The sequence below is a fragment of the Pseudogemmobacter sonorensis genome (assembly GCF_042762395.1).
Classification (GTDB): Bacteria; Pseudomonadota; Alphaproteobacteria; order Rhodobacterales; family Rhodobacteraceae; genus Pseudogemmobacter; species Pseudogemmobacter sonorensis.
In genome coordinates, this window is sequence record NZ_JBEFZE010000022.1 from 40247 (window position 1) to 65770 (window position 25524).

The 25524-nt window shown below is 65.3% G+C and carries 37 protein-coding genes; 3 read left to right on the forward strand and 34 right to left on the reverse strand.

All coding sequences use genetic code 11. The features are described 5' to 3' along the window. Positions 1-486: 486 nt before the first annotated feature. From ABNX41_RS14915 to rplO, 12 genes are all read right to left on the reverse strand, one after another. Positions 487-2022 carry a putative bifunctional diguanylate cyclase/phosphodiesterase gene (locus ABNX41_RS14915; RefSeq protein ID WP_438670521.1) on the reverse strand — a complete coding sequence of 512 codons (1536 nt, stop codon included), beginning with the start codon at positions 2020-2022 and terminating at the stop codon, positions 487-489. A gap of 77 nt (positions 2023-2099) precedes the next feature. Continuing rightward, positions 2100-3017, reverse strand: coding sequence for a tRNA 2-thiocytidine(32) synthetase TtcA (gene ttcA, locus ABNX41_RS14920; protein ID WP_438670522.1), 918 nt, complete (start codon positions 3015-3017; stop codon positions 2100-2102). A gap of 132 nt (positions 3018-3149) precedes the next feature. Beyond that, complete coding sequence (locus tag ABNX41_RS14925; RefSeq protein WP_438670523.1) at positions 3150-4514, reverse strand: replication-associated recombination protein A; 1365 nt, start codon at positions 4512-4514, stop codon at positions 3150-3152. A gap of 134 nt (positions 4515-4648) precedes the next feature. Further along, positions 4649-5236: an acyl-homoserine-lactone synthase gene (locus ABNX41_RS14930; protein ID WP_438670524.1), complete on the reverse strand. Its 588-nt coding sequence runs from the start codon at positions 5234-5236 to the stop codon at positions 4649-4651. Positions 5237-5287: 51 nt separating this feature from the next. Then, entirely contained in the window at positions 5288-5899 is a 612-nt protein-coding gene (locus ABNX41_RS14935; protein WP_438670525.1) for a helix-turn-helix transcriptional regulator, read from the reverse strand. Between the two features lie 214 nt (positions 5900-6113). Then, entirely contained in the window at positions 6114-6521 is a 408-nt protein-coding gene (gene rplQ / locus ABNX41_RS14940; protein WP_438670526.1) for a 50S ribosomal protein L17, read from the reverse strand. 147 nt (positions 6522-6668) lie between these two features. Beyond that, complete coding sequence (locus ABNX41_RS14945) at positions 6669-7685, reverse strand: DNA-directed RNA polymerase subunit alpha (RefSeq protein ID WP_438670527.1); 1017 nt, start codon at positions 7683-7685, stop codon at positions 6669-6671. Between the two features lie 148 nt (positions 7686-7833). Next, a complete protein-coding gene (gene rpsK / locus ABNX41_RS14950; protein WP_438670528.1) occupies positions 7834-8232 on the reverse strand; it encodes a 30S ribosomal protein S11 in 399 nt (132 codons plus the stop codon). A gap of 15 nt (positions 8233-8247) precedes the next feature. Beyond that, a complete protein-coding gene (gene rpsM, locus ABNX41_RS14955; RefSeq protein ID WP_438670529.1) occupies positions 8248-8616 on the reverse strand; it encodes a 30S ribosomal protein S13 in 369 nt (122 codons plus the stop codon). Between the two features lie 197 nt (positions 8617-8813). Further along, complete coding sequence (locus ABNX41_RS14960) at positions 8814-9473, reverse strand: adenylate kinase (protein ID WP_438670530.1); 660 nt, start codon at positions 9471-9473, stop codon at positions 8814-8816. A gap of 30 nt (positions 9474-9503) precedes the next feature. After that, on the reverse strand, positions 9504-10862 hold the full coding sequence (gene secY / locus ABNX41_RS14965; protein WP_438670531.1) for a preprotein translocase subunit SecY: 1359 nt from the start codon (positions 10860-10862) through the stop codon (positions 9504-9506). Positions 10863-10979: 117 nt separating this feature from the next. After that, positions 10980-11438, reverse strand: a complete 459-nt coding sequence (gene rplO / locus ABNX41_RS14970) for a 50S ribosomal protein L15 (RefSeq protein ID WP_438670532.1) — start codon at positions 11436-11438, stop codon at positions 10980-10982. Positions 11439-11594: 156 nt separating this feature from the next. Between rplO and ABNX41_RS14975 the strand changes: the two genes are divergently transcribed. Further along, positions 11595-12086, forward strand: coding sequence for an energy transducer TonB (locus tag ABNX41_RS14975; protein WP_438670533.1), 492 nt, complete (start codon positions 11595-11597; stop codon positions 12084-12086). 379 nt (positions 12087-12465) lie between these two features. Here the strand turns inward: ABNX41_RS14975 and rpmD are convergent, their stop codons facing one another. From rpmD to rpmC, 11 genes are all read right to left on the reverse strand, one after another. After that, complete coding sequence (gene rpmD / locus ABNX41_RS14980) at positions 12466-12657, reverse strand: 50S ribosomal protein L30 (protein ID WP_438670534.1); 192 nt, start codon at positions 12655-12657, stop codon at positions 12466-12468. A gap of 3 nt (positions 12658-12660) precedes the next feature. Beyond that, the gene (rpsE, locus tag ABNX41_RS14985) at positions 12661-13236 is read right to left on the reverse strand and encodes a 30S ribosomal protein S5 (RefSeq protein WP_438670535.1); all 576 of its coding nucleotides are present in this window, start codon (positions 13234-13236) and stop codon (positions 12661-12663) included. Positions 13237-13355: 119 nt separating this feature from the next. Then, entirely contained in the window at positions 13356-13715 is a 360-nt protein-coding gene (gene rplR / locus ABNX41_RS14990) for a 50S ribosomal protein L18 (RefSeq protein ID WP_438670536.1), read from the reverse strand. An 11-nt stretch (positions 13716-13726) separates the two neighbouring features. Next, on the reverse strand, positions 13727-14260 hold the full coding sequence (gene rplF / locus ABNX41_RS14995) for a 50S ribosomal protein L6 (protein ID WP_438670537.1): 534 nt from the start codon (positions 14258-14260) through the stop codon (positions 13727-13729). Between the two features lie 10 nt (positions 14261-14270). Continuing rightward, positions 14271-14669, reverse strand: a complete 399-nt coding sequence (gene rpsH, locus ABNX41_RS15000; RefSeq protein ID WP_438670538.1) for a 30S ribosomal protein S8 — start codon at positions 14667-14669, stop codon at positions 14271-14273. A 12-nt stretch (positions 14670-14681) separates the two neighbouring features. Further along, on the reverse strand, positions 14682-14987 hold the full coding sequence (gene rpsN, locus ABNX41_RS15005) for a 30S ribosomal protein S14 (RefSeq protein ID WP_438670539.1): 306 nt from the start codon (positions 14985-14987) through the stop codon (positions 14682-14684). 18 nt (positions 14988-15005) lie between these two features. Further along, positions 15006-15566: a 50S ribosomal protein L5 gene (gene rplE / locus ABNX41_RS15010; protein WP_438670540.1), complete on the reverse strand. Its 561-nt coding sequence runs from the start codon at positions 15564-15566 to the stop codon at positions 15006-15008. Continuing rightward, complete coding sequence (gene rplX, locus ABNX41_RS15015) at positions 15566-15871, reverse strand: 50S ribosomal protein L24 (protein ID WP_438670541.1); 306 nt, start codon at positions 15869-15871, stop codon at positions 15566-15568. Before rplX ends, rplE begins: the two co-directional genes overlap by 1 nt. Further along, positions 15871-16239 (reverse strand): 50S ribosomal protein L14, encoded by a 369-nt coding sequence (gene rplN / locus ABNX41_RS15020; RefSeq protein ID WP_438670542.1) that lies wholly within the window; start codon positions 16237-16239, stop codon positions 15871-15873. The genes rplX and rplN overlap by 1 nt, the downstream gene beginning before the upstream one ends. 89 nt (positions 16240-16328) lie before the next feature. Beyond that, a complete protein-coding gene (gene rpsQ, locus ABNX41_RS15025) occupies positions 16329-16562 on the reverse strand; it encodes a 30S ribosomal protein S17 (protein ID WP_438670543.1) in 234 nt (77 codons plus the stop codon). Positions 16563-16574: 12 nt separating this feature from the next. Beyond that, positions 16575-16775: a 50S ribosomal protein L29 gene (gene rpmC / locus ABNX41_RS15030; RefSeq protein ID WP_438670544.1), complete on the reverse strand. Its 201-nt coding sequence runs from the start codon at positions 16773-16775 to the stop codon at positions 16575-16577. 394 nt (positions 16776-17169) lie between these two features. On the opposite strand from rpmC, the gene ABNX41_RS15035 reads away from it, so the two are divergent. Continuing rightward, complete coding sequence (locus ABNX41_RS15035; RefSeq protein WP_438670545.1) at positions 17170-18459, forward strand: calcium-binding protein; 1290 nt, start codon at positions 17170-17172, stop codon at positions 18457-18459. A gap of 235 nt (positions 18460-18694) precedes the next feature. Continuing rightward, the gene (locus ABNX41_RS15040; RefSeq protein ID WP_438670546.1) at positions 18695-19267 is read left to right on the forward strand and encodes a peptidoglycan-binding domain-containing protein; all 573 of its coding nucleotides are present in this window, start codon (positions 18695-18697) and stop codon (positions 19265-19267) included. 285 nt (positions 19268-19552) lie between these two features. On the opposite strand, the gene ABNX41_RS15045 is transcribed toward ABNX41_RS15040, so the two are convergent. The 11 genes from ABNX41_RS15045 to ABNX41_RS15095 all read right to left on the reverse strand — a co-directional run. After that, positions 19553-20176 (reverse strand): TIGR02466 family protein, encoded by a 624-nt coding sequence (locus ABNX41_RS15045; protein ID WP_438670547.1) that lies wholly within the window; start codon positions 20174-20176, stop codon positions 19553-19555. A gap of 106 nt (positions 20177-20282) precedes the next feature. Next, entirely contained in the window at positions 20283-20696 is a 414-nt protein-coding gene (rplP, locus tag ABNX41_RS15050) for a 50S ribosomal protein L16 (RefSeq protein WP_438670548.1), read from the reverse strand. Between the two features lie 13 nt (positions 20697-20709). Further along, positions 20710-21435, reverse strand: coding sequence for a 30S ribosomal protein S3 (gene rpsC, locus ABNX41_RS15055; protein ID WP_438670549.1), 726 nt, complete (start codon positions 21433-21435; stop codon positions 20710-20712). Continuing rightward, positions 21435-21815 carry a 50S ribosomal protein L22 gene (rplV, locus tag ABNX41_RS15060; protein WP_423290570.1) on the reverse strand — a complete coding sequence of 127 codons (381 nt, stop codon included), beginning with the start codon at positions 21813-21815 and terminating at the stop codon, positions 21435-21437. The genes rpsC and rplV overlap by 1 nt, the downstream gene beginning before the upstream one ends. Before the next feature lie 3 nt (positions 21816-21818). Further along, positions 21819-22097, reverse strand: a complete 279-nt coding sequence (rpsS, locus tag ABNX41_RS15065; protein ID WP_438670550.1) for a 30S ribosomal protein S19 — start codon at positions 22095-22097, stop codon at positions 21819-21821. Between the two features lie 3 nt (positions 22098-22100). Then, a complete protein-coding gene (rplB, locus tag ABNX41_RS15070) occupies positions 22101-22940 on the reverse strand; it encodes a 50S ribosomal protein L2 (protein WP_438670551.1) in 840 nt (279 codons plus the stop codon). Positions 22941-23427: 487 nt separating this feature from the next. Then, complete coding sequence (locus ABNX41_RS15075) at positions 23428-23724, reverse strand: 50S ribosomal protein L23 (protein ID WP_438670552.1); 297 nt, start codon at positions 23722-23724, stop codon at positions 23428-23430. After that, positions 23721-24341 (reverse strand): 50S ribosomal protein L4, encoded by a 621-nt coding sequence (rplD, locus tag ABNX41_RS15080; RefSeq protein WP_438670553.1) that lies wholly within the window; start codon positions 24339-24341, stop codon positions 23721-23723. Before rplD ends, ABNX41_RS15075 begins: the two co-directional genes overlap by 4 nt. Then, a complete protein-coding gene (gene rplC / locus ABNX41_RS15085; RefSeq protein ID WP_438670554.1) occupies positions 24338-25072 on the reverse strand; it encodes a 50S ribosomal protein L3 in 735 nt (244 codons plus the stop codon). The genes rplD and rplC overlap by 4 nt, the downstream gene beginning before the upstream one ends. Positions 25073-25084: 12 nt before the next feature. Beyond that, the gene (gene rpsJ, locus ABNX41_RS15090) at positions 25085-25393 is read right to left on the reverse strand and encodes a 30S ribosomal protein S10 (protein ID WP_323040393.1); all 309 of its coding nucleotides are present in this window, start codon (positions 25391-25393) and stop codon (positions 25085-25087) included. A 58-nt stretch (positions 25394-25451) separates the two neighbouring features. Continuing rightward, positions 25452-25524, reverse strand: a 73-nt coding sequence (locus ABNX41_RS15095) for an EF-Tu C-terminal domain-related protein (protein WP_438670557.1), incomplete at its 5' end; no start/stop codon positions are given.

Below are 25524 nucleotides of genomic sequence, written 5' to 3' on the forward strand. Positions count from 1 at the left end.
GACCGGCCAGATCGCCCGGCGGGGCGAGAAGTCCAGCAGACCCGCACCCCCACCACGTCGGCACACCGCAAGACCGGCATACCATCAGGGCGACACACCGCCAGGCCGCGGCGCGCGCCTCGCGGTGCACACCCGGCCATATCCCCAAGGCAGTGTCATCGTCGCCAACAGGCCGCACACTGTCGAGTGGCAGACATTGCGCCGACAGGCCGCCAGAAATTGGGGGCGGCATGGCTTCGTGTTGGCAAGCGGAGGAACGATCCGAAAACAAATGGAAATCGGCGGGTTTCCGGCCCGTTCGCCCCATCGAGGCGGAATGTCCACGCGATAGAGGCCGAAGAACACTTTCCCGCGACCCGCCTAGACACGCCGCCCTCCGATCCGGTTGCAGTCGGGCCGCCGTGCGGCTCCTGGCCGCGTCTTCGAACCGGCAGCCTCGAAGCTGCCGTCGCAATCGCTCCCCCCTGCAGCTCCTGGCCACCTCGCTCAGGGCCCCCGCCTTCCGATCCGGGGGATGCGGTCGGGGCGGGTTTGATGCCGCGAGATCCACTGGCCCGCCTCTTTCAGCGGCATCGGGCGCGCGATGCCATAGCCTTGCAGATGGCCGCAACCGATCTGGCACAGCATGGCGTTTTCGGGCGCGGTCTCCACCCCTTCGGCAAGTGTGGCGAGGCCGAGCTGCTCGGCCAGCGCGACGATCCCCGCGACCATGCGCTGCTGCTCGCGGTCGGTGTCGCAGCGCGTGACGAAGCTGCGGTCGATCTTCAGGCGGCGCACGGTGAACCGGCGGATGGCGGCGATCGAGGCATGGCCGGTGCCGAAGTCGTCCAGATCGACGCCGCAGCCCATCCGCGCCAGTTGCGCGATGTTCGAGACGATCACGTCATTGTCGGTCTGGGCGATCACGGTTTCCAGAATCTCGATGGTCAGCCGCGCGGGCGCGAGGTCGAACCGCTCCAGCTCGCAGCGGATGCGTTCGGGCAGGCGCGGATTGCGCAGTTCCGAGGCCGAGAAATTCACCGAGGCCGAGGGCACATGCAGCCCCGCCGCATCCCATTCCGCCAGCGCGGCCAAGGCATTGACCAGCATCACCCCGCCCAGCCGGTCGAGCATGTCGCTGCTTTCGATCGCGGGCAGGAACTCTCCCGGCGAGAGCAGGCCCCGCTCGGGGTGATACCAGCGCGCCAGCGCCTCCATCCCCGAAATCTCGCCGCTGTCGGTCGAGACCTGGGGCTGGAAATGCGCCCGGATCTCACCCGCGCCAAGCGCCGCCTCCAGCCGGTCGCGCAGGGCGTCGCGCGCGGCGCGGCGGCGCGCCATATCGGCGGAATAGGCCCGGATCGCGCCGGGTCCGTGGCGCAGCGCCTCATCCGCCGCCGCCTGGGCGGCATCGAGAAGCGAGCGTCCGGTGCGCGCATCCGACCGCCCGCCGATGCAAAAGCCCACCGAACAGGTGACATGGATATGGCCGCCCCCCAGCGACAGCGGCTCGGCCACCGCCGCCTGCAGGCGCGCCGCAAGCTGGATCATGGTTTCCAGATCCAGCCTTTGCACCGGCGTCAGCACGATGGCGATGCCGCCGCCCTGCAGATGCGAGACGAAATCCTCGGTCCGCAGGATGCCCTTGATCCGCTCGGCCGAGCGCGACAGCACCTCGTCCTGGGCCGCGCGGCCGCAGCGGCGCAGAAGGCGGTCGAGTTCGTCGAATTGCACGACGATACAGGCGGTGTTTCGGCCCGATTGCTCGATCCCCGGCAGGATATGGTTCATCACCGCGATGGCGCGACCGATCACCGACAGCTCCTCGCCCCCCGCGGGCCCGGCCGCGCGACGCGGCGCCGGGCCGGTCAGGGCGAAGAGCAGCGGCAGGCCGATGGCAAGGCCAAGGAGCACCAGCTCCCCCCCCGCCCAGAACCCGGCAAGGGTGATCGCGGGCAGGAAGATCAGGAATTCCGGCCGCCGCACCAGGGCAAGACGGCCCAGGATCCGGCGCAGCCCCGGCGACCTGCTGATCAACGACATCGCTTCAACCTTTCGCAATCCGTGGCGCAAGCGCACCGCATCGGACAGGATTAAGGCTGGCAGAGGTGATCGCTTCGTTAATCCGGCAGGCGAAGTTGCGGGGGATTTTGCTCAACTTCTAGGTGATTTCCGGCGCTCGATTGCGCAGGCGCCAGGCCCGGGATCAGGCCCGGCACCAGGCTGGCGAAATCGAACAGCCCGGGGTCGGCCAGATGCGAGGGCCGCACATTCATCAGCGCGCGGAACATCACCTGGCGGCGGCCGGGGTTGCGCGCCTCCCATTCGTCGAGAAGCTTCTTGACCTGGGCGCGCTGCAACCCCTCCTGGCTGCCGCACAGGTCGCAGGGGATGATCGGATAGGCCATGGCGCGGGCGAAACGCTCGCAATCGGCCTCGGCGACGAAGGCCAGAGGGCGGCACAGGATCAGGTCGCCCTCTTCGTTCAAAAGCTTGGGCGGCATGCTGGCCAACCGGCCACCATGGAAGAGATTCATGAAGAATGTCTCAAGGATATCATCGCGGTGATGGCCAAGGACCACGGTCGAACAGCCCTCTTCCCGCGCGATCCGGTAAAGATTGCCGCGCCGCAGCCGCGAGCACAGGCTGCACATCGTGCCGCCCGGCTTGATCTTCGAGGTCACCACCGAATAGGTGTCCTGATATTCGATCCGGTGCGGCACCCCCATCCGGGTCAGGAAATCGGGCAGGACGGTCGCCGGAAAGCCGGGCTGGCCCTGGTCGAGATTGCAGGCCAGAAGATCCACCGGCAGAAGGCCGCGCCATTTCAGCTCGGTCAGCACGGCAAGCAGCGTATAGCTGTCCTTGCCGCCCGAGAGGCAGATCAGCCACCGCTCGCCCGGGCGGATCATGCCGTAGCTGTCGATCGCCTCGCGCACGTTCTGGACCAGCCGCTTGCGCAGCTTGCGGAACTCGGTCGATTTCGGGGCGCCGTGGAACAGCGGATGGATGTCGTCGGAAAGTTCGTCGTCAAGCATCGGATGGCCTCTGGCGGCGGGCTCGAGTCTTCGGGTGGGGCGGCATTCGGGCGGGCCAGTCTTGGGCGAGATCAGACCGGAAGGCGGGTTTCCCCCTATCGCACGAAGCGGGGCCCGGGCGAAAGCCCCCGCTCATTCACCCTCCCGTCCCGGCCCAGGCCCCTGACCCTGACCCGGCCCCTGGCGGCGGGCGCGCAGCTTGGCGAAATAATCGATGCGCTTGCGCAATTCGCGCTCGAAGCCGCGCTCGGGCGGGGCGTAGAACACCGGGCGCTTCATGCCCTCGGGGAAATAGTCCTGGCCGGAGAAGCCGTCCTCGGCATCGTGGTCATAAGCATAGCCCGCGCCATAGCCGATGTCCTTCATCAGCCGGGTCGGCGCGTTCAGGATATGGCGCGGCGGCATCAGGCTGCCGGTTTCGCGCGCCGAGGCCCGGGCGGCCTTGTAGGCCGCGTAAACCCCGTTCGACTTCGGCGCCAGCGCGAGATAGACCAGCGCATTGGCCAGCGCCAACTCGCCCTCGGGCGAGCCGAGCCGCTCATAGCTGTTCCAGGCGTCGAGGCAGACCGTATGCGCCTGCGGATCCGCCAGCCCGATATCCTCGACCGCCATCCGGGTCAGGCGGCGGGCCAGGAAGCGGGGATCCTCGCCGCCCTCCAGCATCCGCGCGAACCAGTAAAGCGCCGCATCCGGGTCCGAGCCGCGCACCGATTTGTGCAGGGCCGAGATCAGGTTGTAATGCTCCTCGCCGGATTTGTCGTAGCGCATCGCGCGCCGCATCAGCCGCCTGGACAGTTCCGCCCGGTCGAGCGGATGGTCGAGCCGCCAGGACGCCACCTGCTCGACAAGGTTCAAAAGCGCCCGCCCGTCGCCGTCGGCCATGTCCAGAAGCGCCTCGCGCGCCTCGGCCCGCAAGGGAAGCGCCCGGCCCAGTTCGCGCTCGGCCCGCTGGGCCAGCCGCTCCAGATCGGCGGGCGACAGCCGCTCCAGCACGATGACCTGGGCGCGCGACAGCAGCGCGGCGTTCAGTTCGAACGACGGGTTTTCGGTGGTGGCGCCGACCAGAAGCACGGTGCCATCCTCCATATGCGGCAGGAAACCGTCCTGCTGGGCCTTGTTGAAGCGGTGGATCTCATCGACGAAAAGCAGCGTCCCCTGCCCGTTCGCGCGCCGGATCTTCGCCGCCTCGAAGACCTTGCGCAGGTCCGGGACGCCCGTGAAGATCGCCGAGATCTGCACGAAGGCCAGATCGGTGCGGGCCGCGAGCAGCCGCGCGATGGTGGTCTTGCCGACGCCCGGCGGCCCCCAGAGGATCAGCGAGGACAGGCTTCCCGCCGCCAGCATCGCGCCCAGGGGGCCGTCTGCGGACAGCACCGCCTCTTGCCCGATCACCTCGTCCAGCGCCTTCGGCCGCAGCCGGTCGGCCAGCGGGCGCGGCGCGTTGTCCCCTTTCGCGGGGCCGCGCGAGGCATCGGGCGTGTCGAAAAGATCGGCCATGGCGGCAGATTACCTTGTGCCGCGGAAAAGCAAAAGCGCCGCCTTGTCCCCAAGCCTTTGCGCCAAAGGGAAGGGGCCCCCCGGCAGGGGAGGCCCCGATCGCAGCAAAGATCACACCCCACCCCTGAAATGCGTCAGTGCAGCTTGGTCGCCATGCTGATCGACACGCAGACCGAACCCGCCCCCCCGAAATCCATCACCGGACCGACCGGGACGCAATCCAGCCCGACGCGGCGCGCCAGCCGGGGGCTGTTTTCCGGGATGATGCCCAGAAGCGTGGTCGCGCCAAGCTCGCGCGCCGAGACGACCATCTCGTGGATCAACTGCATCTGCACCCGCAGCCGCTCGGCCGCCGGGACAAGATCCGAGACGAAGACACGGCTCGATTCCCAGATATTGGGATCAACCGGGGCCTCGAATTGCAGAAGATTGGAGGGGATGGTCTGCAAAAGGCCAAGCTGGGCGTCGCGGATCATGTAGCTGTAGATGCCGCAACGATGCGTGGTCGGCGTCAGCCGCACCCCGGCCATCACCTCGCCATGGCGATGGACCGCGACCCAGCGGCTGGCGGGGGTGTCGTATTGGTCGAATTCCATCCCGTCGGCCTGGGGCAATTCCCATTTCGCCTGCTGGATGAACGTGCGGTGCCGCGCCCGGAACATATTGGCGAAAAGCTGGCCGTGGACATGCAGATTCTGGTAGGAAAGGGTGGTGACTTCCATGGTGGTTCTCCTTCTGGAGGTTGGGTTAACCTATAGAAGGGGAACGGTTTCTTAGAGCAGGCGGTATTCCCTTGCCTTACGGACCGCCTCGGAGGTCGTCCGCGCCTCCAGCCGGATCCGGGCCGACTGAAGCCTTGCCTTGAAGGCGCTTTCCGTGATGCCGAGCTTTTCCGCCGCCGCCGAATGCCGATCCCCGTTCGCGACGCATCGCAGCGCCTCGATCTGCGCCCTGGTCAGTTCCGAGGGCGGCTTGGCTTCGATATGAAGCCGCACCGTCAGTTCCCGAAGCTGGCCAAGCTCTCCATCGGTGAATTCGCGCTCGGCATGGGCGATGCCGACGATGGAGCGCGAGGTGATCGGGCCATAAGAGCTGACGGCACCGAAATTCAGGCCGTGGGCAGCGGCCTTCTTCATCACACCGAATGGGTCAGGCAGGGGAATGTCGCTCCAGCGGGTGGTGCCCTCCACACCGACCCCCCAGAAGACAAGCGGATCTCTCAGATAATAGGAATGCGAGTTGTAATGCTCCACCCAGGCGGTCGGGTAGGAGCTGGTATAGACCAACGGGGTCGCGAAACGGATATGAAGCCCGACCGTGTAACCCATGGGCGCAAGCACTGCGAGCTGTTCCAGAAGCAAGGTGATGGCCTTCCGTTCCGACATGCTGATTGATCCAGAATCGGGCGATTCTACTCAGGATTGAGTGTTTGCGCCCGGAGGCGGGAGCGCAAGCTCAATTCTCTTTTTCGGACCGCGACAGGAGATTGGCGCAAGGGGATGGGCTGCGGCAGCGGGAAAGACAAAAAGGCCCGCCTTTCGGGGGCGGGCCTTTTCGGAAAAGATCGCATCGGGATCGAAGCCCCGGACTGCTGCGTTCTCAGTCTTCGGCGTTCTCACGCGCGAGGTCGGCGGCGCCCTTGGCCGAGGGGTCGCGGTCGACGAATTCGATGATCGCCATCGGCGCCATGTCGCCATAGCGGAAACCGGCCTTCAGGACGCGGATATAGCCGCCCTGACGATCCTTGTAGCGCGGGCCGAGGATGTCGAACAGCTTGGCCACGTCCTTGTCCTCGCGCAGTTGCGCGGCGGCCTGGCGGCGGGCGTGCAGATCGCCGCGCTTGGCCAGCGTGATCAGCTTTTCCACCACCGGGCGCAGTTCCTTGGCCTTGGGCAGCGTGGTCTTGATCTGTTCGTGCTCGATGAGCGAGCCGGCCATATTGGCCCAGAGCGCCTTGCGGTGCTCATGGGTGCGGTTCAGACGGCGGTAGCCGCGGGCGTGACGCATGATGGTCTCCTATCGTTATGCTTTGTGTTGCCGACCTGCGTTGGACCGGCGTCGTTGGGGCGGGATTGCCCAGGGATTCCCCCGCAACCGGGGCATTGAATGGGGGGCGTGTAGCCACGCCCCCCGGAATCGTCAAGCCTTGGCGGCTCAGAACTGGTCTTCGAAGCGCTTGGCGAGGTCCTCGATGTTCTCCGGCGGCCAGTCCTCGACCTCCATGCCGAGGTGCAGGCCCATGCCGGAAAGCACTTCCTTGATCTCGTTCAGCGACTTGCGGCCGAAGTTCGGCGTGCGCAGCATCTCGGCCTCGGTCTTCTGGATCAGATCGCCGATATAGACGATATTGTCGTTCTTGAGGCAGTTGGCCGAACGGACCGACAATTCCAGCTCGTCGACCTTCTTGAGCAGCAGCGGGTTGAACTCAAGGCCCGAATCGGCCTCGACGCCCTTGGCCGCTTCCGGCTCGTCGAAGTTGACGAAGATCGAAAGCTGGTCCTGCAGGATGCGCGCGGCATAGGCCACGGCATCGTCGGGGGTCAGCGAGCCGTCGGTCTCGACCTTCATGGTCAGCTTGTCATAGTCGAGCACCTGGCCCTCGCGGGTGGGCTGGACCTCATAGCTGACCTTCTTGACCGGCGAATAGATCGCATCGATCGGGATCAGGCCGATCGGCGCATCCTCGGGGCGGTTCTTGTCGGCCGAGACATAGCCCTTGCCGATATTGACCGTCAGCTCCATGAACACGTCGGCGCCATCGTCGAGGTGGCAGATGACATGTTCCTTGTTCAGGACCTCGATCCCGTGGGTCTCCGAGATCGCGCCCGCGGTCACCACGCCCGGCCCCTTGGCCGAGATCGAGATGCGCTTGGGCCCCTCCACATCCATCTTCAGGCTGACGCCCTTGAGGTTGAGGATGATGTCGGTCACGTCCTCGCGCACGCCGGGCACCGAGGAAAACTCATGCAGCACGTTGTCGATCTGCACCGAGGTGATCGCGGCGCCCTGCAGCGACGACAGCAGCACCCGGCGCAGCGCATTGCCCAGGGTCAGGCCGAAGCCGCGCTCCAGCGGTTCGGCGATGACGGTGGCGACACGCGCGGCATCGGCCCCCGGCTTCACGACAAGCTGCGTCGGCTTGATCAGTTCCTGCCAGTTCTTGTGGATCATGGATTTCCTCCATTCCTGCCGCCGTCTCCATGGTCCAGAAGAAACGGGGCGCCCGAGGGTCATCATGCGGTTCATTGCAGTGGCGCGAACCGAAAAACGCGCGAACCGGACCATGCGGAACGCATGGCCCGGCCTTGATCTTGTCGCCTCAGACGCGGCGGCGCTTGGGCGGACGGCAGCCGTTGTGGGCAAGCGGCGTCACATCGCGGATCGAGGTGATGGTGAAGCCCACCGCCGCCAGCGCGCGCAAAGCCGATTCACGGCCCGAGCCGGGGCCCTGGACTTCGACTTCCAGCGTGCGGACGCCATGTTCCTGCGCCTTGCGGCCGGCATCCTCGGCGGCCATCTGGGCGGCATAGGGCGTCGACTTGCGCGAGCCCTTGAAACCCATGGTCCCGGCCGACGACCAGGAGATGGCATTGCCCTGAACGTCCGAAATCAGGATCTTGGTGTTGTTGAAGGACGAATTCACATGCGCCACGCCGGTGGCGATGTTCTTGCGTTCCTTGCGCTTCACGCGCGAAGCGGCTTTCGGATCACGTGCCATGTCTAGCGCCCTCCCTTACTTCTTCTTGCCGGCGATGGGCTTCGCCGGGCCCTTGCGGGTGCGGGCGTTGGTATGGGTGCGCTGACCGCGGACCGGCAGGCCCTTGCGGTGACGCAGGCCGCGATAGCAGCCAAGGTCCATCAGGCGCTTGATGTTCATCGAGGTTTCGCGACGCAGATCGCCCTCGACGGTGAAATTCGCGTCGATATATTCACGGATCGCCAGCACTTCGGCGTCGGAAAGCTGGTTCACGCGGCGGGCGGGCTCGATCTTCAGGGCCTCGCAGATCAGGCCAGCGGTGTGCTGGCCGATGCCGGTGATGTAGGTCAGCGCGATGGGAACGCGCTTCTGGGTAGGGATGTTGACGCCAGCAATACGTGCCACGCGCATCTTCCTTTCGTTGCGATTCCGTAGCGCCGGAACCTTTTCTCACAACCGTCCAGGGCGAACGCCCTGAACACGATCTTCCCCGCGGGGGAAACCAGGCCGGAACCGGAAAACACCGATTCCATGCCGGGACGCCGTGCCATATGGGGATTTGACCTGCCCGTCAAGGGCGACCGGCAGGAATTCGGGCCTTGTCAAGCGGTTTCGCCGTCCAGGACCGCAGCGATGGCCCGGGCCACGCTGTCCATCTCGGCCAGGGCGTCGACGGGATACAGATCGCCCTTGGCATAGTAATAGCCGATCAGGGGCGAGGTCTTCTTGTAATATTCCATCAGCCGCGTGGTCAGCGCCTCTTCGGTATCGTCGGCGCGGCGGCGCAGGTCGTGGCTGCCGCAGGCGTCGCAGGTGCCCGCGACCTTGGTCGGGCGGGTCTCGTCGTGATAGACCGCGCCGCATTGGCCGCAGGTGTAGCGCCCGGTGATCCGCTTCACGAGCACGGCGTCATCGACCCGCATCTCGATCACCGCATCCAGCGTCGTGCCCTTCGAGGCCAGAAGCGCGCCAAGCGCATCGGCCTGTTTCAGCGTGCGGGGGAAGCCGTCGAAGATGAAGCCACCCTCGGATCCGGCCTCGATCTTCTCGGCGATCAGGCCGATCACGATCTCGTCGGTGACAAGCTGGCCCTTGTCCATGATCTCGGCCACGCGCCGCCCCATCTCGGAGCCCGAGCTTCTGGCCTCGCGCAACATGTCGCCGGTGGAAAGCTGGACCATGCCTCGGTCGTCTTCAAGACGCTTCGCCTGGGTGCCCTTGCCCGCGCCGGGAGGCCCCAGCAGGATGATGTTCTTTGCCATGTTTCCCTGTCCCCGGGGATGCCAGAATGATCAGCGCCGGGCCGGAGCGCGCGGCCCCGACTTGCGCTTGCCGCGAAGCTGCGACTTTTCGATCAGCGATTCATACTGATGCGCCAGAAGATGCGACTGCACCTGGTTGATCGTATCCATCGTGACCGAGACCACGATCAGGACCGAGGTGCCGCCGAAGTAGAACGGCAGGCCCAGGCGGGCGATCAGGAATTCGGGCAGAAGGCAGACCAGCGACAGATAGGCCGAGCCGAGCACCAGGATGCGGTTCACCACATAGGAAAGGTAGTCCTCGGTCTTCTTGCCGGGGCGGATGCCGGGGATGAAGCCATTCTGGTTCTTCAGGTTCTCGGCCACGTCGTCGACCTTGAAGCTGACGTTCTGGGTGTAGAAATAGCTGAAGAAGACGATCATGACCGCAAGCAGAAGCGCATGCAGCGGCTGGCCATATCCCAGATAGGCGGTGATGGTCGAGATCACCGGATTGGTCGAGGACCCCGAGAAGGTTCCCAGCGTGGTCGGCAGCAGCAGGATCGAGCTGGCGAAGATCGCCGGGATGACGCCCGCCGGGTTGACCTTGATCGGCAGGTGCGACGAGCCGCCGTCATAGACCTTCATCCCCACCTGGCGGCGCGGATACTGGATATGGATCTTGCGCAGCGCGCGTTCCATGAAGACGACGAACATGATCACCGCCACGACCAGCACCATGATCCCCAGGATCAGCGGGGTCGAGATCGCGCCGGACCGGCCCTGGGCCAGGAACTGCGCCATCGCCGCCGGGATCTCGGCCACGATGCCGACGAAGATGATCAGCGAAATGCCGTTGCCGATGCCGCGCCCGGTGATCTGCTCGCCCAGCCACATCAGGAACATCGTGCCGCCGACCAGAGTGATCACCGCGCTGGCGATGAAGAAAAGCCCCGGCTCATGCGCCATGTCGCCCGCCTGAAGCGAGACCGCGATCCCGTAGGCCTGGAAGATCGCCAGAAGCACCGTGCCGTAGCGGGTGTATTGGTTGAGCTTCTTGCGCCCCAGCTCGCCCTCTTTCTTGAGGTTCTTCCAGGGCTCGTACATCGTGCCCAGAAGCTGCACGATGATCGAGGCCGAAATATAGGGCATGATCCCAAGGGCGAAGATCCCCATCCGGGAAATCGCGCCGCCGGTGAACATGTTCAGCATGCCGCCGATGCCCTGCCCCGCCTGGCGCATGAACTCCCGCAGCGCGTCGCCGTCGATGCCCGGCACCGGAATATAGGTGCCGATGCGATAGACGATCAGCAGGCCGATCGTGAAGAAGATGCGTTGGCGAAGGTCGGTCGCCTTGGCCAGCGCACCCCAGGAGAGGTTCGCGGCCATTTGCTCTGCGGCAGAAGCCATTTCCGGTCTCTTTCATGGACAGCGCCGCCGGACCCGTTTTCCGGTCCGGCGGCGCAGGAAAAACTGCTCAGGTGATGTAAGCGACGGGGGCGCCGCCCACAACCCGGTTCTTCAAGTTCAGGCCGCGACGGTGAGGGTGCCACCGGCCTTCTGCACCGCTTCCACCGCCGAAGCCGAGGCGCCGGTGACCTTCAGCGTGACCGCCGTGGTGATCTCGCCCTTGGCCAGCACGCGGATGCCGTCGCGCTTGTTCGAGGTCAGGCCCGCTTCGACCAGCAGATCCTCGGTGATCTCGGCCTTCGCGTCCAGCTTGCCCAGGCCGATGAACTTCTCGATCAGGCCCAGGTTGACGACCGCGTATTCCTTGCGGTTCGGCTTGGTGAAGCCGCGCTTGGGCAGGCGGCGGTAGAGCGGCATCTGGCCACCCTCATAACCGTTCAGCGCCACGCCCGAGCGCGACTTCTGGCCCTTGATCCCGCGCCCGGCGGTCTTGCCCTTGCCCGAACCCGGGCCGCGCGCAACGCGCTTTTGCTTCTTCGCCGCGCCGGCGTTGTCGCGCAATTCATTCAGTTTCATGTCGCATCTCCTTGGCCGGAACGACCCCGCCTGCGACGGATGGGGCCAACACGGCATTTCTTGATTGTGAGTCGCGGCCCTTTGGGCCACCTTGGGCCTATAGACCACGGCCACCCCTCTGGCAAGCCGCCCCCTTCCCCTGATCAAGGTCCGACCATGTCCGCGTTCCGGCTTGCCGCCGCACCCCTGCCCCGAGCCCGCCTTTCGGCCGTTCTCCTCACCGGCCTCGCGCTGCTGGCCTCCCCCGCGCTGCGGGCGCAGGATCTGCCCCCCGAGGCCCCTGTTCCCGAGGCCCCTGTTCCCGAAGCCCCCGCCCCTGCGGATGCGGCGAACGAGACGGAATACCAGGCAGCGCTGCTTGCCTGGATCGCCGCCCAGCCCGACCACCGCGCGGCGCTGGAGCGTTACGGCATCCTCGGCGATTTCAGCGTGCTCGTCAGCTTCGCCATCGCCCGCGACGGCACGATCTCCGAGGTCCGCGTGGCGGGAAGCTCCGGCAATCCGGTGGCCGACGGCATCGCGATCGAGCAGTTCCGCGCCGCCTCGCCCGGTCCGGCCTTTTCACCCGACATGGGCGAGGCGCCGCGCCGCTATACGGTCGAGATCAGAATGCTGAACCTGCAACGCCCCGGCAGCACCGCGCCCTGAGCCCGAGGCGCGGGCAAGGGCCGCGCGACCGCACTCGCCGGGAGAAGCCGGGGCCTCACCCCGGCAAGACCGCGCGCAGCCGGATCAGTGGCAATGGACCCGCCCGACCGAATTGTCCATGTGGCAGCATTGGCCCGGGGGCGAGCTTTTCCGGCAGCCCCCGCCATGCGCCGCGACTTGTGCCACAGTCGCGACCGACAGCGCCCAAGCCAAGGCCCCGATCCAAAGAACGCGCATATTCCGCATCACCATTCTCCCGTCAAAATCCTTAACGAAAGGTTAACGGCAGCGGGGCAAGGCCGCAACATTCTTGGCGCCGCCCAAAGCAAAACGCCCCGGCGGAACCGGGGCGTCTGGTTTTCGCAAAAGCGGGCCGATCTCAGCCGCGCTCTTCGATGATCTTCACCAGATGCGGGATCTTGGCGACCATGCCGCGCACCGAAGGGGTATCCTCCAGCTCACGGGTGCGGTTCATCTTGTTCAGGCCCAGACCGATCAGGGTCTTGGTCTGGATCTCGGGGCGACGGGCGGCCGAAGCCACCTGCTTCACGACGATGGTTTTTTTCGACATGGATCAACCCTCTGCCGGAGTTTCGGTCGGCGCGGCTTCAGCCTCGGGCTTCTTCAGGATCTCGGCCACCTTCTTGCCGCGGCGCGAGGCCACGGAGCGGGGCGAGGCTTCCTTCTTGAGACCCTCGAAGGTCGCACGGATCATGTTGTAGGGGTTTTGCGACCCGATCGACTTCGCCACGATATCCTGGATGCCCACCATCTCGAAGACGGCGCGCATCGGGCCGCCGGCGATGATGCCGGTCCCCGGGACGGCGGTCCGCATCACCACCTTGCCGGCGCCGTGACGGCCCTCGATATCGTGGTGAACGGTGCGCGAATCCTTCAGCGGCACCTTGATCATCGAGCGCTTGGCCTGTTCGGTGGCCTTGCGGACGGCCTCCGGCACTTCCTTGGCCTTGCCCTTGCCGAAGCCGACCTTGCCGCGCTGGTCCCCCACCACGACAAGCGCCGCAAAGCCGAAACGCTTGCCGCCCTTCACGGTTTTCGAGACGCGGTTGATCGCAACGAGACGATCGGCGAATTCCGGGGTCTCTTCGCGGCTTTCGCGGCGATCCCGGCGGTTTTCACGTTCTGCCATGAGGCATTCCTTTCGTGGGGACGCATCCGCGCCCGTATTGGCCAATCCTGGTGGGCAGGTCCGAAAACCCGCCCCCGGATCATCGGGGCGACGCGGACCAGCCGCGCCACCCGCAGGGATCAGAACTTCAGGCCGCCTTCACGGGCGGCATCGGCAAGCGCCTTGATCTTCCCGTGGAAGAGGAAGCCGCCACGGTCGAAATAGACGCTCTCGACACCGGCCGCCTTGGCGCGTTCGGCGATGGCCGAACCCACCTTGGCTGCGGCCTCGACATTGTTCTTGCCGACCACACCAAGTTCTTTTTCCAAGGTCGAAGCCGCCGCGACCGTCACGCCCTTCACATCGTCGATCAGCTGGACGCTGATGTTCTTCGACGAGCGGTGGACCGACAGGCGCAGACGCCCGGCATTCGCCGCCTTGATCTTGTTCCGAACGCGCAGGCGGCGCTTCAGGAACAGCTCTCTTTTGTTCAAAGCCATTGTTGCGCCCCTTACTTCTTCTTGCCTTCCTTGCGGAAGATGAACTCGCCCTTGTAGCGGATCCCCTTGCCCTTGTAGGGCTCGGGGCGCCGCCATTCGCGGATATTCGCCGCGACCTGGCCGACCTGTTGCTCGTCGATCCCCTCGACGGTGATCTCGGTCGGTTTGGCCGAGGTCACGGTGACGCCTTTGGGAACTTCGAAGTTCACTTCATGCGAGAAGCCAAGCGAAAGCTTCAGGACATTGCCCTGAACGGCGGCACGATAGCCGACGCCCGAGATTTCCATCTCTTTCTTGAAACCGGTGGTGACGCCGGTCACGAGGTTCTCGATCATCGAGCGGGTCATGCCCCATTGCTGGCGCGCGCGCTTCGAGAGGCCGCGCGGGGTCACCTTCACCTCTTCGCCCTCGATCGCGATGGTGACATCGTCGGTCGCGGTGAAACTGCGGGTGCCCTTGGGGCCCTTCACTTCGATGGTCTGGCCCGAAAGCGAGGCGGTGACGCCTTTCGCCAGCGGGACGGGTTTCTTGCCGATACGGGACATTCCACCCTCCTCAGAACACGGTGCAAAGCACTTCGCCGCCAACATTGGCAGCCCGTGCATTCGCATCCGACAGAACCCCCTTCGGGGTGGAGACGATGGCCACGCCCAGCCCGTTGCGGACCGAGGGCAGTTGCTCCACGCCCATATACACGCGGCGGCCCGGCTTCGAGACCCGCTTCAATTCGCGGATGACCGGCTCGCCCTCGTAGTATTTCAGGGAGATGGTGAATTCGCCTTGACCGTTCGCGGTCTCGGCCTTCTCGTAGCCGCGGATATAGCCTTCCGCCAGCAGCACGTCCAGCACCCGCGCCCGCAGGGTCGAGGCCGGGGTGACGACGGTCGACTTGCCGCGAAGCTGCGAGTTGCGGATGCGGGTCAGCATATCGCCGATGGGATCATTCACAGGCATCTGTTCGCTCCCTTACCAGCTCGACTTGACCATGCCGGGGATCTGGCCGAACGAGGCCAGTTCGCGCAGCATGATCCGCGACAGTTTCAGCTTGCGATAATACGCATGCGGACGGCCCGTCAGCTGGCAGCGGTTGTGGATCCGCACGGCCGACGAGTTACGGGGCAGTTCGGCCAGCTTGAGGGTGGCGGCGAACCGCTCCTCGATGGGCTTCGACTGGTCTTCAATCACCGCCTTCAGGTTGGCGCGCTTGGAAGCGTATTGCTTCACCAGCTTGGCGCGCTTGACCTCGCGGTTCACCATGGATTTCTTTGCCATAAATCAGGTTCCTCGCGATCAGGCCGAGAACGGCATGTTGAAGTGCTTCAGCAGCGACTTCGCTTCCGCATCGGTCTTGGCGTTCGTGCAGATGATGATGTCCATGCCCAGAACCTCGTCGACCTTGTCGAAGTTGATTTCCGGGAACACGATATGCTCTTTCAGGCCCATGGCGTAGTTGCCACTGCCGTCGAAGCTGGTGCCCTTCACGCCGCGGAAGTCGCGGACGCGGGGCAGAGCCACGTTGATGAGCCGATCGAGGAATTCATACATCCGGTCGCCGCGCAGGGTGACCTTGGTGCCAAGCGGCATCTCTTCGCGCACACGGAAGCCGGCGATCGACTTCTTGGCCTTGGTGATGACGGCCTTCTGGCCGGCGATCAGCGAAAGCTCCTCGGCGGCCTGCTTGACCTTCTTGGTTTCCTTCACGGCCTCGCCGACGCCCATGTTCAGGACGATCTTGTCAAGCCGCGGGATCTGCATGTCGTTCTTGTAGGAGAATTCCTCCTTCATGGCGGCACGGATCTTCGACTTGTATTCGGCCTTCAGACGCGGGGTATAGGTTGCGGTGTCAAGCATCAGATCGCCTCCCCGGTGGTCTTGGCGTAGCGCACTTTCTTGCCGTCTTCCTCGCGGAAGCCGACGCGGGTGGCCTTGCCGTTCTTGTCCAAGAGGGCAAGATTCGACAGGTCGATCGGCATCGCCTGCGGGATGCGCCCGCCTTGCGAACCGGCCGATTGCTTGGTGTGGCGGATCGCGATGTTCACGCCATCGACCACGGCCTTCCCGGCCTTGGGCGCGACCGAGGTGATCTCTCCCTGCTTGCCCTTGTCCTTGCCGGTGAGCACGACCACCGTGTCACCCTTGCGGAGTTTCGCAGCCATTACAGCACCTCCGGCGCAAGCGAGATGATCTTCATGAAGTTCTTGGCGCGCAGCTCGCGCACCACCGGCCCGAAGATACGGGTGCCGACCGGCTCGCCCGAGTTGTTCAGGATCACGGCGGCGTTGCGGTCGAAGCGGATCGCGGTGCCATCTTCACGGCGGACTTCCTTGGCGGTGCGCACGACGACGGCCTTGCGGACATCGCCCTTCTTCACGCGCCCCTTCGGAATCGCTTCCTTCACCGACACCACGATGATGTCGCCGACGGACGCATAACGGCGGTGCGAGCCGCCCAGAACCTTGATGCACTGCACCCGGCGCGCGCCGGAGTTGTCAGCAACATCCAGATTCGTTTGCATCTGGATCATTTGGTTTCTCCCGACCTTCGGGGACGGCCAATGCGGGACCGCCCCGGGGTTTCGCTCATAAAGTCAGAGCGATGGAGAGGACTGATCGCTCAGGCCTCGACCACCACTTTCCAACGCTTCGTCTTCGAGATCGGCGCGCATTCCTCGATGCGGACGCTGTCGCCGACCTTGAATTTGTTTTCCGCGTCATGGGCGCGGTATTTCTTCGAGCTGCGCACGGTCTTTTGCAGCAGCGGGTGCTTGAAGCGACGCTCGACCAGAACGGTGACGGTCTGTTCGTTCTTGTCCGAGGTCACGGTGCCTTGCAGGATACGCTTGGGCATCTTCGTTCTTCCTTACTTCGCAGCTTCAGCGGCTTTTTGGCCGAGAACGGTCTTGATCCGGGCCACTTCACGGCGCACGGCGCGCATGCGGGCGGTGTTCTCAAGCTGGTTGGTCGCTTGCTGGAAGCGCAGGTTGAACGCTTCCTTCTTCAGCGCGACAAGGGTGTCACGCAGTTGGTCCGGGGTTTTCCCGGTCAGTTCCTTGGCGCTCATCCGCCTTTATCCTTTACATTCACCAGAGGGCCCCTGCCATCTTCGCGCGAGGGTCACCATGGGCCTGGTGGATCAATGAAATGCCACGAGTCCGAGTCGCCCCGGAACCGTGGATGCGTCCCACTACAGGACCCCGCCCCCGAGAGCAAGGATTATTCCCGTCCCCCGCCCCGATCCCGTATTTCCGTCGCGGGCGCGGCCCGGTCCCGCGCCATGCCCCCCCCCCGCAATGCGGCGCAGGGGCCCGGCGCCCCTCTCAGGAGCCGACAAGGGACACGGCCCCGGGATTTCTTGCCCTTGCCACAATGCCGCCCCGATGTCTCCACAGCACTGGTGCAAGGAATTAACCAAACTCCGGCATCGGGACCGGATTGTATTTGGATGGAGAACTCCATTGTTCGAGGTCGCACTTATTGCCATGTTCGGTCTGGGCTTCGGCTATATGGCCGTCAACGATCTGAAGGATGACGACGAGCACGGCGAGGACGCGCCCCCCATGGACGACGGCGGCGCGATCATCCCGCTCGATCCCGAGGATCCGGAAGACAAGGATCCGGAAGACAAGGATCCGCAGGACGAAGACCTGCCGGAGGGCGAGCCCCAGGATCCCGGGGCCCCCGACCCCTTCCCCGAGGGCGAAGACGACGATACGGAAACGCCGCCCCCAGTCGAGCCGGAGCCCGAGCCCGCGGAACCGGAGCCCGAACCGGAACCTTTCGAACCGGAACCCGCCGAGCCCGCCCCCACGGAACCCGCCGAGCCGGAGCCCGAACCGACGACGCCCGAGACCCCGCCCCCCGCCGACCCGCTCCTGCCGGTCACGCCCGATCCCGAGGCGCCCACGTTCCGGGACGGCGATCTGCTGACCCCTTCGCGCGACAGTCTCGGCAATCTGGTGCTGGGCACCGGCGGCACCTATGGCGGCACCAACGGCGACGACGTGTTCTACGGCCCGCCACTTCGGATCGAGACCACGATGGGCACCCTGACCGCCCCCAACGGGCCGGCCAGCGGCGTCACCGTCTTCATGGGCGCGGGCACCGACATCTATGTCGGCAACGCCTCGGATTCGACCTTCGTCGGCATGGAGGGCGAGGATTACATCCAGACGGTCGGCGCCAATACGACCCTCTTCGGCGGTGCGGGGAACGACATGCTGCTGGCCACCTCTTCGGGCGGCACGCTGATCGTCGGCGGCACGGGCGACGACCTCCTCGAACTCGACCGGCAGGGCGACGCCACCTCCGGCGACACCCTGCGCGGCGGCGAGGGCGCGGATTCGATCTATGCCGCAGGCAGCCTCTCCGGCGACGACCTGGGCGGGATCGAGATCCATGGCGGCGCGGGCCAGGACGAGATCGGCCTTCTGATCCGGGCGGTGGACGCGCCCGATGCCGATACCCCCGCGACCGGCATCACCATCATGGATTTCGACCCCGCCGAGGACACGCTGGCCGTGGTTCTGGGGACCGAGGCGCAGCTCGACTACACCGGCGCGCGGATCGAGAGCCATCCGGCCGAGGGCTATTCCGACCTCGTCCTCGACTATACCGATCCCGCCACCGGGCAATCCTGGCAGGGCGTGATCCGGCTGAACGGCGTCACCGGGCTGGAGATCGGCGATATCCGCATCGCGATGGAACAGGCCTCGACCACGCCGGATGTCTGGGGTCAGGCGTCCTAGGGCTGAGGGCCGCGGGGCCGGAGGTCCGAACCCCTGGCCCCCTGCCCTGTCTCGACGCGCAGATCCCAAGGCGGCGGGCCCCGGCCTGCCGCCCTGCCCTTTTCCGCCCCCCTTCCCGCGCCTCGGTGGCAAGCCGCCGCAACCGGCGCGCAAAGCCGGTCGCCTTCCTGCCCCGGGATCTGCTAGGATCGCGCGCGTGGCGCGTGGCCACGCAAGTTGAGGAAGGATTAATAGCGTGTCGATTCTCAAGAAAGGGCTCAAGGGCGCCCCGGTGAAACGCCTTCAGGAAAAGCTTGGCGTGACGGCGGACGGGGATTTCGGTCCCGGCACGGAGAAGGCGCTCAAGGCCTTCCAGGCCGCCAACGGCCTGGCCGCTGACGGGATCGCCGGCCCCGATACCTTCACCGCGATCGGCCTGCCGGAGCTGGTGTTGCTGCGCCGGGGCCTGAAGGGCGAGGCGGTGAAGAAGCTTCAGACCGCGCTTGGCGTGACGGCGGACGGCGCCTTCGGCCCGGGCACCGGAAAGGCGCTCAAGGCCTTCCAGGCCGAGAAGGGCCTTGTCGCCGACGGCCTGGCGGGCCCGGCCACCCTGGCCGCGCTGAACGCGATCGAGGGCATCACCGAGGCGACCGTCGCCGCCGCCGAAGTGACCGCCGAGGAAGAGCATTTCGAAGGCGAGCCGCTGCCGGAACTGGCCGAGGCCGGGGAAAGCGCCGAGGCCGCCGCCGAGGCCCCGGCCGTCGTCGCCGCCGCCTCTGCCGCGCCCGCGAAGAAGTCGGTCTGGCAGAAGGTCACCGGCTGGTTCTGATCCCCGGCCCTCTCTTCACCCGGAAAAGGCCCGCGTCCTGCGGGCCTTTTCTTTTGGCATGGGGCTTTTCCTCGGGCATTGCCCGCGGGGCTGTTTCCATCCGGTTATCACAGCCCTCCACCGGGCCGTCTGCGGAGCCGTCTGCGGGACTTGCTGAGAGGCCGGCCCGGATCGGAGCGGGCTTTCGCCCGATTGGGCCCTGCACCCATCGGGCGGAGGGCATCCGGCAGCGCACCGGCCTAAGGGTCCCTGCGGTCGGCGGCATCCCCCCGCAGCGCCGGGACCTCAGCCCCAGCCGTAGTTGAAGCTGACCGAGATCCGCTCCTCCTCGGACAGGTTCATCGGCACCTCATGGCGCAGCCAGCTTTCCCACAGCAGCACCTCGCCCACCTCGGGGGTGACATAGACGAAACGCTGCAACTCGGGCGCGGCCTCTTTCCGCACCACCGGCGCCGTCATCATCATCGCCAGACGGGGGTCCTCCAGCTTCAGGGCCGAAGTGCCCTCGGGCATGGCGACATAGGTCGTGCCCGAGATCACCGAATGCGGGTGGATATGGCTGGCATGGGTGCCGCCCTCGGGCAGGATGTTGATCCAGAGGCTGTCGCATTTAAGCTTGCGGCCCTTCAGGTCGAACCCCAGATCGTCGCAGAAGGCCGCGACATGCTTGTCCAGCGCCTTGACCAGATCGCCGAAGATCGGAAAGCGCCAGGGCAGATCGTCGAGCGAGGCATAGGAGGTATAGCCCGGATAGCCATTGGCCTCGCACCAGTCCTGGCCCGCCTCGTCATCCCCGGCGATGGCCTCGCAAGAGGAAAGCAGTTCCTGGTAATCGACCTTGCGGCGCGAAAGCTCGTTCAGCTTGGCGCGGTAAAGGCGGGTGACGAACAGGGAGGCGATCTCGGCCATGGCGGGTTTCCTGCGGAAAATGGGGCGACGGACAGGGAAAGGCCCCCGGCGAGCGTCTCGCCGGGGGCCGTGTCTCTCACCGGGCGGGCGCGCGGCCCATCCGGGTTTACCAGTCTTCCTTCGCGACGATGCGGGACTGGACCGGCAGTTTCATGGCGCCAAGGCGCAGCGCCTCACGAGCGATATCGTCGGCGACGCCGTCGATCTCGAACATGATGCGGCCCGGCTTGACCTTGCAGGCCCAGTAATCGACCGAACCCTTGCCCTTACCCATCCGCACTTCGACCGGCTTCGAGGAAACCGGGGTGTCCGGGAAGATCCGGATCCAGACCCGGCCCTGACGCTTCATATGGCGGGTGATCGCGCGGCGGGCCGCTTCGATCTGGCGGGCGGTGACGCGCTCCGGCTCGGTCGCCTTGAGGGCGAAGGAGCCGAAGTTCAGAAGGAAGCCGCCTTTTGCCTCGCCGGAGATCCGGCCCTTGTGCATCTTGCGGAACTTGGTGCGCTTCGGTTGCAGCATCTTTCTCTACTCCTTACGCGCGTTCGCGGTCGCCGCGCTCGCGGCGCGGACCGCGCGAAGACGGGCCCTCCGCGGCTTCGGCCAGACGGCGGTCATGCGCTTGCGGATCGTGCTCAAGGATCTCGCCCTTGAAGATCCAGACCTTGACGCCGATGATCCCGTAGGGGGTCTCGGCCTCGGACAGCGCGTAGTCGATGTCGGCACGCAAGGTATGCAGCGGCACGCGGCCTTCGCGATACCATTCGGTCCGGGCGATCTCGGCGCCGCCGAGACGGCCCGCGACATTGACCCGGATCCCGAGCGCGCCCATCCGCATGGCGTTCTGCACGCCGCGCTTCATGGCGCGACGGAAGGACACCCGACGCTCCATCTGCTGGGCGATCGACTCGGCCACCAGTTGGGCATCGACTTCCGGCTTGCGGATCTCGACGATGTTGAGATGCAGTTCGGATTTCGTGAAAGCCGACAGCTTCTTGCGCAGGATCTCGATATCGGCGCCCTTCTTGCCGATGATCACGCCGGGACGGCCGGCATAGATGGTGACGCGGCATTTCTTGTGCGGACGCTCGATGACGACCTTGGAAATGCCGGCCTGCTTGGCTTCCTTGTGGATGAACTCGCGGATCTTGAGATCTTCCAGCAGGAGATTGCCGTAGTCTTTCGATTCAGCGAACCAGCGGCTGTCCCAGGTGCGGTTGACCTGAAGACGCATGCCGATCGGATTGACCTTCTGACCCATTATGCCGACTCCCCGGTCTGACGCACCTTGATGGTGATTTCGCTGAACGGCTTCATGATCTTGCCGAACCGGCCGCGTGCCCGCGGACGGCCGCGTTTCATCACCAGGTTCTTGCCGACCCAGGCTTCGGCGACGACAAGGTTGTCGACATCGAGGCCGTGGTTGTTCTCGGCATTGGCGATCGCGGATTGCAGCACCTTCTTCACCTCGCCCGCGATGCGGCGCTTGGAGAAGGTCAGGTCGGCCAGCGCCTTTTCCACCTTCTTGCCGCGGATCAGACCGGCGACAAGGTTCAGCTTCTGGGGGCTGGTGCGCAGCATGCGCGCGATGGCCTGAGCCTCGTTTTCGGCCACGCGGCGCGGATTCTTTTCCTTACCCATGGCTTACTTCCTCTTGGCTTTCTTGTCGGCGACATGGCCGTAATAGGTGCGGGTCGGAGAATATTCACCGAACTTCTGACCGATCATGTCTTCGGTCACCGCAACCGGGACGTGCTTCTTGCCGTTGTAGACCCCGAAGGTGAGGCCGACGAATTGCGGCAGGATGGTCGAACGGCGCGACCAGATCTTGATCACCTCGTTCTTGCCCGAGGCGCGCGAGGCCTCTGCCTTCTTCAGCAGATAACCATCGACGAACGGGCCTTTCCAGACGGAACGTGCCATGGATCAGCGCCCTTTCTTCTTGGCGTGACGCGACCGGACAATATATTTGTCCGACGACGTGTTGGTGCGGGTGCGCGCGCCCTTCGTGGGCTTGCCCCAGGGCGTGACCGGGTGACGGCCGCCCGAGGTGCGGCCTTCGCCGCCGCCGTGCGGGTGGTCGATCGGGTTCATCGCGACGCCGCGGACGGTCGGGCGGACGCCCTTGTGACGCAGGCGGCCGGCCTTGCCGAAATTCTGGTTCGAATTGTCGGGGTTCGACACGGCGCCGATGGTCGCCATGCATTCCTGGCGCACCAGGCGCAGTTCGCCCGAGGAGAGGCGGATCTGGGCATAGGAGCCATCACGGCCGACGAACTGGGCATAGGTGCCCGCCGCGCGGGCCAACTGGCCGCCCTTGCCGGGCTTCAGCTCGACATTGTGGACGATCGTCCCGATCGGGATCCCCGAGAAGGGCATCGCATTGCCGGGCTTGACGTCGACCTTGGCGCCCGCGAGGACGCTGTCGCCGACGGCGAGACGCTGCGGCGCGAGGATATAGGCAAGCTCGCCATCCTCATATTTCACCAGCGCGATGAAGGCGGTACGGTTGGGGTCATATTCGATCCGCTCGACGGTGGCGGCGACGTCCCATTTGCGGCGCTTGAAATCCACGATCCGGTAAAGGCGCTTGGCCCCGCCACCCTGATGGCGAACCGTGACACGTCCGGTGTTGTTGCGTCCGCCCTGGCTGTTCAGACCCTCGGTGAGGGCTTTGACAGGACGGCCTTTCCACAGCTCCGAACGGTCGATCAGAACCAGCCCGCGCTGGCCAGGCGTCGTCGGCTTATACGACTTGAGTGCCATGTTTGCTGTCTTCCGTTTGCTTCAGGACCGTCACCTTGCCGTTGCGGGCTGCGGTGAAGATCCGGGGTTAAGGGCTCCGAAGATCCCCGACTGCTGGTTCGCACCGATGTGAAACTGCATCGATTCGAACAAAACCAAGAGCCCCGGACGAATCCGGGGCTGCTGGCGTGGCGCGTCAGTAGCAGAAGGGTGCCGGGGCGGCAATGGGGAAGGCGGTTTTTTCCTTGCCTCGATGCATCGGGGAATGCGGCGGCGCGGGGCTCCCATTGGTTTTGCGTCGCTTGCTGCGGGGCGACCGAAGCTCGGCAACGACAAGAATGATTGCTTGAGCCGGCCGCATCGACCTTTTGGTGAACTCGCCGACTGAACTTGTCGCCCAGGCGGCCTTGAAGTTCAATGACGGCCCCGTCCCCCAAACAGACACCCAAGCCGCAAAGCAAAGGCCCCCGCCATTCGGCGGGGGCCTTGCCTTGTCGGTATGGATCGCTCAGAGGCCGGTCGACACGTCGATCGAATGGCCCTCTTCAAGGGTCACATAGGCCTTCTTGCGGTCGCTGCGCTCGCCCAGGCGGCCGCGGAAGCGCTTTTCCTTGCCCTTGGTCACGGTGGTGTTCACCGCCTTGACCTTGACGCCGAAGACTTCCTCGACCGCTTCCTTGATCTGCGGCTTGGTCGCGGTCAGGGCGACCTCGAAGACCACCGCGCCGTTTTCCGAGGCAAGCGTGGCCTTCTCGGTGATGACCGGCTTGCGGATCACATCGTAATGTTCGGGTTTCGCGGTCATTTCAGTCGGGCCTCCAGGGCTTCGACACCCGCCTTGGTGATCACCAGGGTGTCACGCTTGAGGATGTCATAGACATTGGCACCGATGGTCGGCAGCACGTCGATGCCTTCGAGGTTGCGGGCCGCCAGCGCGAAATTCGCGTCGACTTCCGAACCGTCGATGACCAGAACGCGCTTCCAGCCCAGTTCCTTGACGGTCTTGGCGAGGGCCGCGGTCTTGGCCTCGGCCAGCGCGAGGCTGTCGAGGATCACAAGCTCACCGGCCTTGGCCTTCGCCGAAAGCGCATGGCGCAGGCCAAGCGCGCGGAACTTCTTCGGCAGCTCATGGGCGTGGCTGCGGGGCGTCGGCCCCTTGTAGACGCCGCCGTGACGGAAGATCGGGGCCTTCTTGGAACCGTGGCGTGCGCCGCCGGTGCCCTTCTGCTTGTAGATCTTCTTGGTCGAATAGCTGACGTCCGACTTGCCCAGAACCGAATGGGTGCCAGCCTGCGCGCGCGCGCGCTGCCAGCGCACCACGCGGTGCAGGATGTCGGCGCGCGGCTCAAGGCCGAACAGCGCCTCGTCGAGGTCGATGGAACCGCCCTTGGATCCGTCGAGCTTGATCACGTCGAGTTTCATGCTTCACCCCCTTCGACCGCCGTCTCGGCAGCCGGAGCGGCCTCGGCGACAGCACCGGCGGCCTTGATGGCGGCCGGACGCGGCGCGTCGGCGAACGGAGCCTTCTTGACGGCATCCTTGATGGTGACCCAGCCGCCGGCAGCGCCGGGGACCGCGCCCTTGATCATGATCAGGCCGCGCTCGGCGTCGGTCTTGACCACTTGCAGGTTCTGCGTGGTGACGCGGACGGCCCCCAGATGACCCGCCATCTTCTTGCCCTTGAACACCTTGCCGGGGTCCTGGCACTGGCCGGTCGAACCATGCGAGCGGTGCGAGATCGACACGCCGTGCGAGGCGCGCAGACCGCCGAAGTTGTGGCGTTTCATCGCACCGGCAAAGCCCTTGCCGATCGAGGTGCCCGCGACATCCACGAACTGGCCCGCGACATAGTGGTCGGCCGAGATCTCGGCGCCCACTTCGACCAGGTTCTCGGGGCTGACCCGGAACTCGGCCAGCTTGCGCTTGGGCGCGACATTCGCCTTGGCGAAATGGCCGCGCTGCGCGGCGGTGGTGCGGTTGGCCTTGGCCGAGCCCGCGCCAAGCTGGACGGCGGTATAGCCATCCTTTTCGGCGGTGCGGTTGGCCACGACCTGAAGACCGTCAAGTTGCAGGACCGTGACCGGAACCTGCTTGCCGTCCTCCAGGAACAGCCGGGTCATGCCCAGCTTCTTTGCGATAACTCCAGAGCGCATCGTGATGCCCCCTTACACTTTGATTTCGACGTCGACACCGGCGGCGAGGTCGAGCTTCATCAGCGCGTCCACGGTCTGCGGGGTCGGGTCAACGATGTCGAGAAGCCGCTTGTGGGTGCGGATTTCCCATTGGTCACGCGACTTCTTGTCGATGTGCGGACCGCGGAGAACGGTGAACTTCTCGATCTTGTTCGGAAGCGGGATCGGGCCGCGCACTTGCGCGCCGGTCCGCTTGGCGGTGTTTACGATTTCCTGCGTCGAGGCATCCAGGACGCGGTAATCGAAGGCCTTGAGCCGGATGCGGATGGTTTGTCCAGACATCTGATTTCCCTTCGATGTTCGGAAGCGGGTTTTTATGCCCGCCTCCGTTTCATCCTGATTACGCGATGATCTTGGCGACGACGCCGGCGCCGACGGTGCGGCCGCCTTCGCGGATGGCGAAGCGCAGCTTC

What these genes read in the sequence shown, in the direction of transcription:
- rplX (WP_438670541.1), bottom strand. Translation starts at nt 15,871, where the DNA reads ATGGCTGCGAAACTCCGCAAGGGTGACACGGTGGTCGTGCTCACCGGC.
- ABNX41_RS14935 (WP_438670525.1), bottom strand. Translation starts at nt 5,899, where the DNA reads ATGTCGGAACGGAAGGCCATCACCTTGCTTCTGGAACAGCTCGCAGTG.
- rplP (WP_438670548.1), bottom strand. Translation starts at nt 20,696, where the DNA reads ATGCTGCAACCGAAGCGCACCAAGTTCCGCAAGATGCACAAGGGCCGG.
- rplQ (WP_438670526.1), bottom strand. Translation starts at nt 6,521, where the DNA reads ATGCGTCACGCCCGCGGCTACCGCCGTCTGAACCGCACCCATGAGCAC.
- rpsQ (WP_438670543.1), bottom strand. Translation starts at nt 16,562, where the DNA reads ATGCCCAAGCGTATCCTGCAAGGCACCGTGACCTCGGACAAGAACGAA.
- rplR (WP_438670536.1), bottom strand. Translation starts at nt 13,715, where the DNA reads ATGGCTTTGAACAAAAGAGAGCTGTTCCTGAAGCGCCGCCTGCGCGTT.
- rplO (WP_438670532.1), bottom strand. Translation starts at nt 11,438, where the DNA reads ATGAAACTGAATGAATTGCGCGACAACGCCGGCGCGGCGAAGAAGCAA.
- ttcA (WP_438670522.1), bottom strand. Translation starts at nt 3,017, where the DNA reads ATGCTTGACGACGAACTTTCCGACGACATCCATCCGCTGTTCCACGGC.
- rpmC (WP_438670544.1), bottom strand. Translation starts at nt 16,775, where the DNA reads ATGAGCGCCAAGGAACTGACCGGGAAAACCCCGGACCAACTGCGTGAC.
- rpsK (WP_438670528.1), bottom strand. Translation starts at nt 8,232, where the DNA reads ATGGCACGTGATCCGAAAGCCGCTTCGCGCGTGAAGCGCAAGGAACGC.
- rplB (WP_438670551.1), bottom strand. Translation starts at nt 22,940, where the DNA reads ATGGCACTCAAGTCGTATAAGCCGACGACGCCTGGCCAGCGCGGGCTG.
- rpsS (WP_438670550.1), bottom strand. Translation starts at nt 22,097, where the DNA reads ATGGCACGTTCCGTCTGGAAAGGCCCGTTCGTCGATGGTTATCTGCTG.
- ABNX41_RS14960 (WP_438670530.1), bottom strand. Translation starts at nt 9,473, where the DNA reads ATGGCAAAGAACATCATCCTGCTGGGGCCTCCCGGCGCGGGCAAGGGC.
- ABNX41_RS14945 (WP_438670527.1), bottom strand. Translation starts at nt 7,685, where the DNA reads ATGATCCACAAGAACTGGCAGGAACTGATCAAGCCGACGCAGCTTGTC.
- rplF (WP_438670537.1), bottom strand. Translation starts at nt 14,260, where the DNA reads ATGTCCCGTATCGGCAAGAAACCCGTCCCGCTGGCGAAAGGCGTCACC.
- ABNX41_RS15045 (WP_438670547.1), bottom strand. Translation starts at nt 20,176, where the DNA reads ATGGCCGAGATCGCCTCCCTGTTCGTCACCCGCCTTTACCGCGCCAAG.
- rpmD (WP_438670534.1), bottom strand. Translation starts at nt 12,657, where the DNA reads ATGTCGAAAAAAACCATCGTCGTGAAGCAGGTGGCTTCGGCCGCCCGT.
- ABNX41_RS14925 (WP_438670523.1), bottom strand. Translation starts at nt 4,514, where the DNA reads ATGGCCGATCTTTTCGACACGCCCGATGCCTCGCGCGGCCCCGCGAAA.
- rplD (WP_438670553.1), bottom strand. Translation starts at nt 24,341, where the DNA reads ATGAAACTCGACGTGATCAAGCTCGACGGATCCAAGGGCGGTTCCATC.
- rpsJ (WP_323040393.1), bottom strand. Translation starts at nt 25,393, where the DNA reads ATGTCTGGACAAACCATCCGCATCCGGCTCAAGGCCTTCGATTACCGC.
- rplN (WP_438670542.1), bottom strand. Translation starts at nt 16,239, where the DNA reads ATGATCCAGATGCAAACGAATCTGGATGTTGCTGACAACTCCGGCGCG.
- ABNX41_RS15075 (WP_438670552.1), bottom strand. Translation starts at nt 23,724, where the DNA reads ATGACCGCGAAACCCGAACATTACGATGTGATCCGCAAGCCGGTCATC.
- ABNX41_RS14975 (WP_438670533.1), top strand. Translation starts at nt 11,595, where the DNA reads ATGTCCGCGTTCCGGCTTGCCGCCGCACCCCTGCCCCGAGCCCGCCTT.
- rpsN (WP_438670539.1), bottom strand. Translation starts at nt 14,987, where the DNA reads ATGGCAAAGAAATCCATGGTGAACCGCGAGGTCAAGCGCGCCAAGCTG.
- secY (WP_438670531.1), bottom strand. Translation starts at nt 10,862, where the DNA reads ATGGCTTCTGCCGCAGAGCAAATGGCCGCGAACCTCTCCTGGGGTGCG.
- rplE (WP_438670540.1), bottom strand. Translation starts at nt 15,566, where the DNA reads ATGCTTGACACCGCAACCTATACCCCGCGTCTGAAGGCCGAATACAAG.
- ABNX41_RS14915 (WP_438670521.1), bottom strand. Translation starts at nt 2,022, where the DNA reads ATGTCGTTGATCAGCAGGTCGCCGGGGCTGCGCCGGATCCTGGGCCGT.
- rplC (WP_438670554.1), bottom strand. Translation starts at nt 25,072, where the DNA reads ATGCGCTCTGGAGTTATCGCAAAGAAGCTGGGCATGACCCGGCTGTTC.
- rpsC (WP_438670549.1), bottom strand. Translation starts at nt 21,435, where the DNA reads ATGGGTCAGAAGGTCAATCCGATCGGCATGCGTCTTCAGGTCAACCGC.
- rpsE (WP_438670535.1), bottom strand. Translation starts at nt 13,236, where the DNA reads ATGGCAGAACGTGAAAACCGCCGGGATCGCCGCGAAAGCCGCGAAGAG.
- rpsH (WP_438670538.1), bottom strand. Translation starts at nt 14,669, where the DNA reads ATGCCTGTGAATGATCCCATCGGCGATATGCTGACCCGCATCCGCAAC.
- rplV (WP_423290570.1), bottom strand. Translation starts at nt 21,815, where the DNA reads ATGGGTAAGGAAAAGAATCCGCGCCGCGTGGCCGAAAACGAGGCTCAG.
- ABNX41_RS14930 (WP_438670524.1), bottom strand. Translation starts at nt 5,236, where the DNA reads ATGGAAGTCACCACCCTTTCCTACCAGAATCTGCATGTCCACGGCCAG.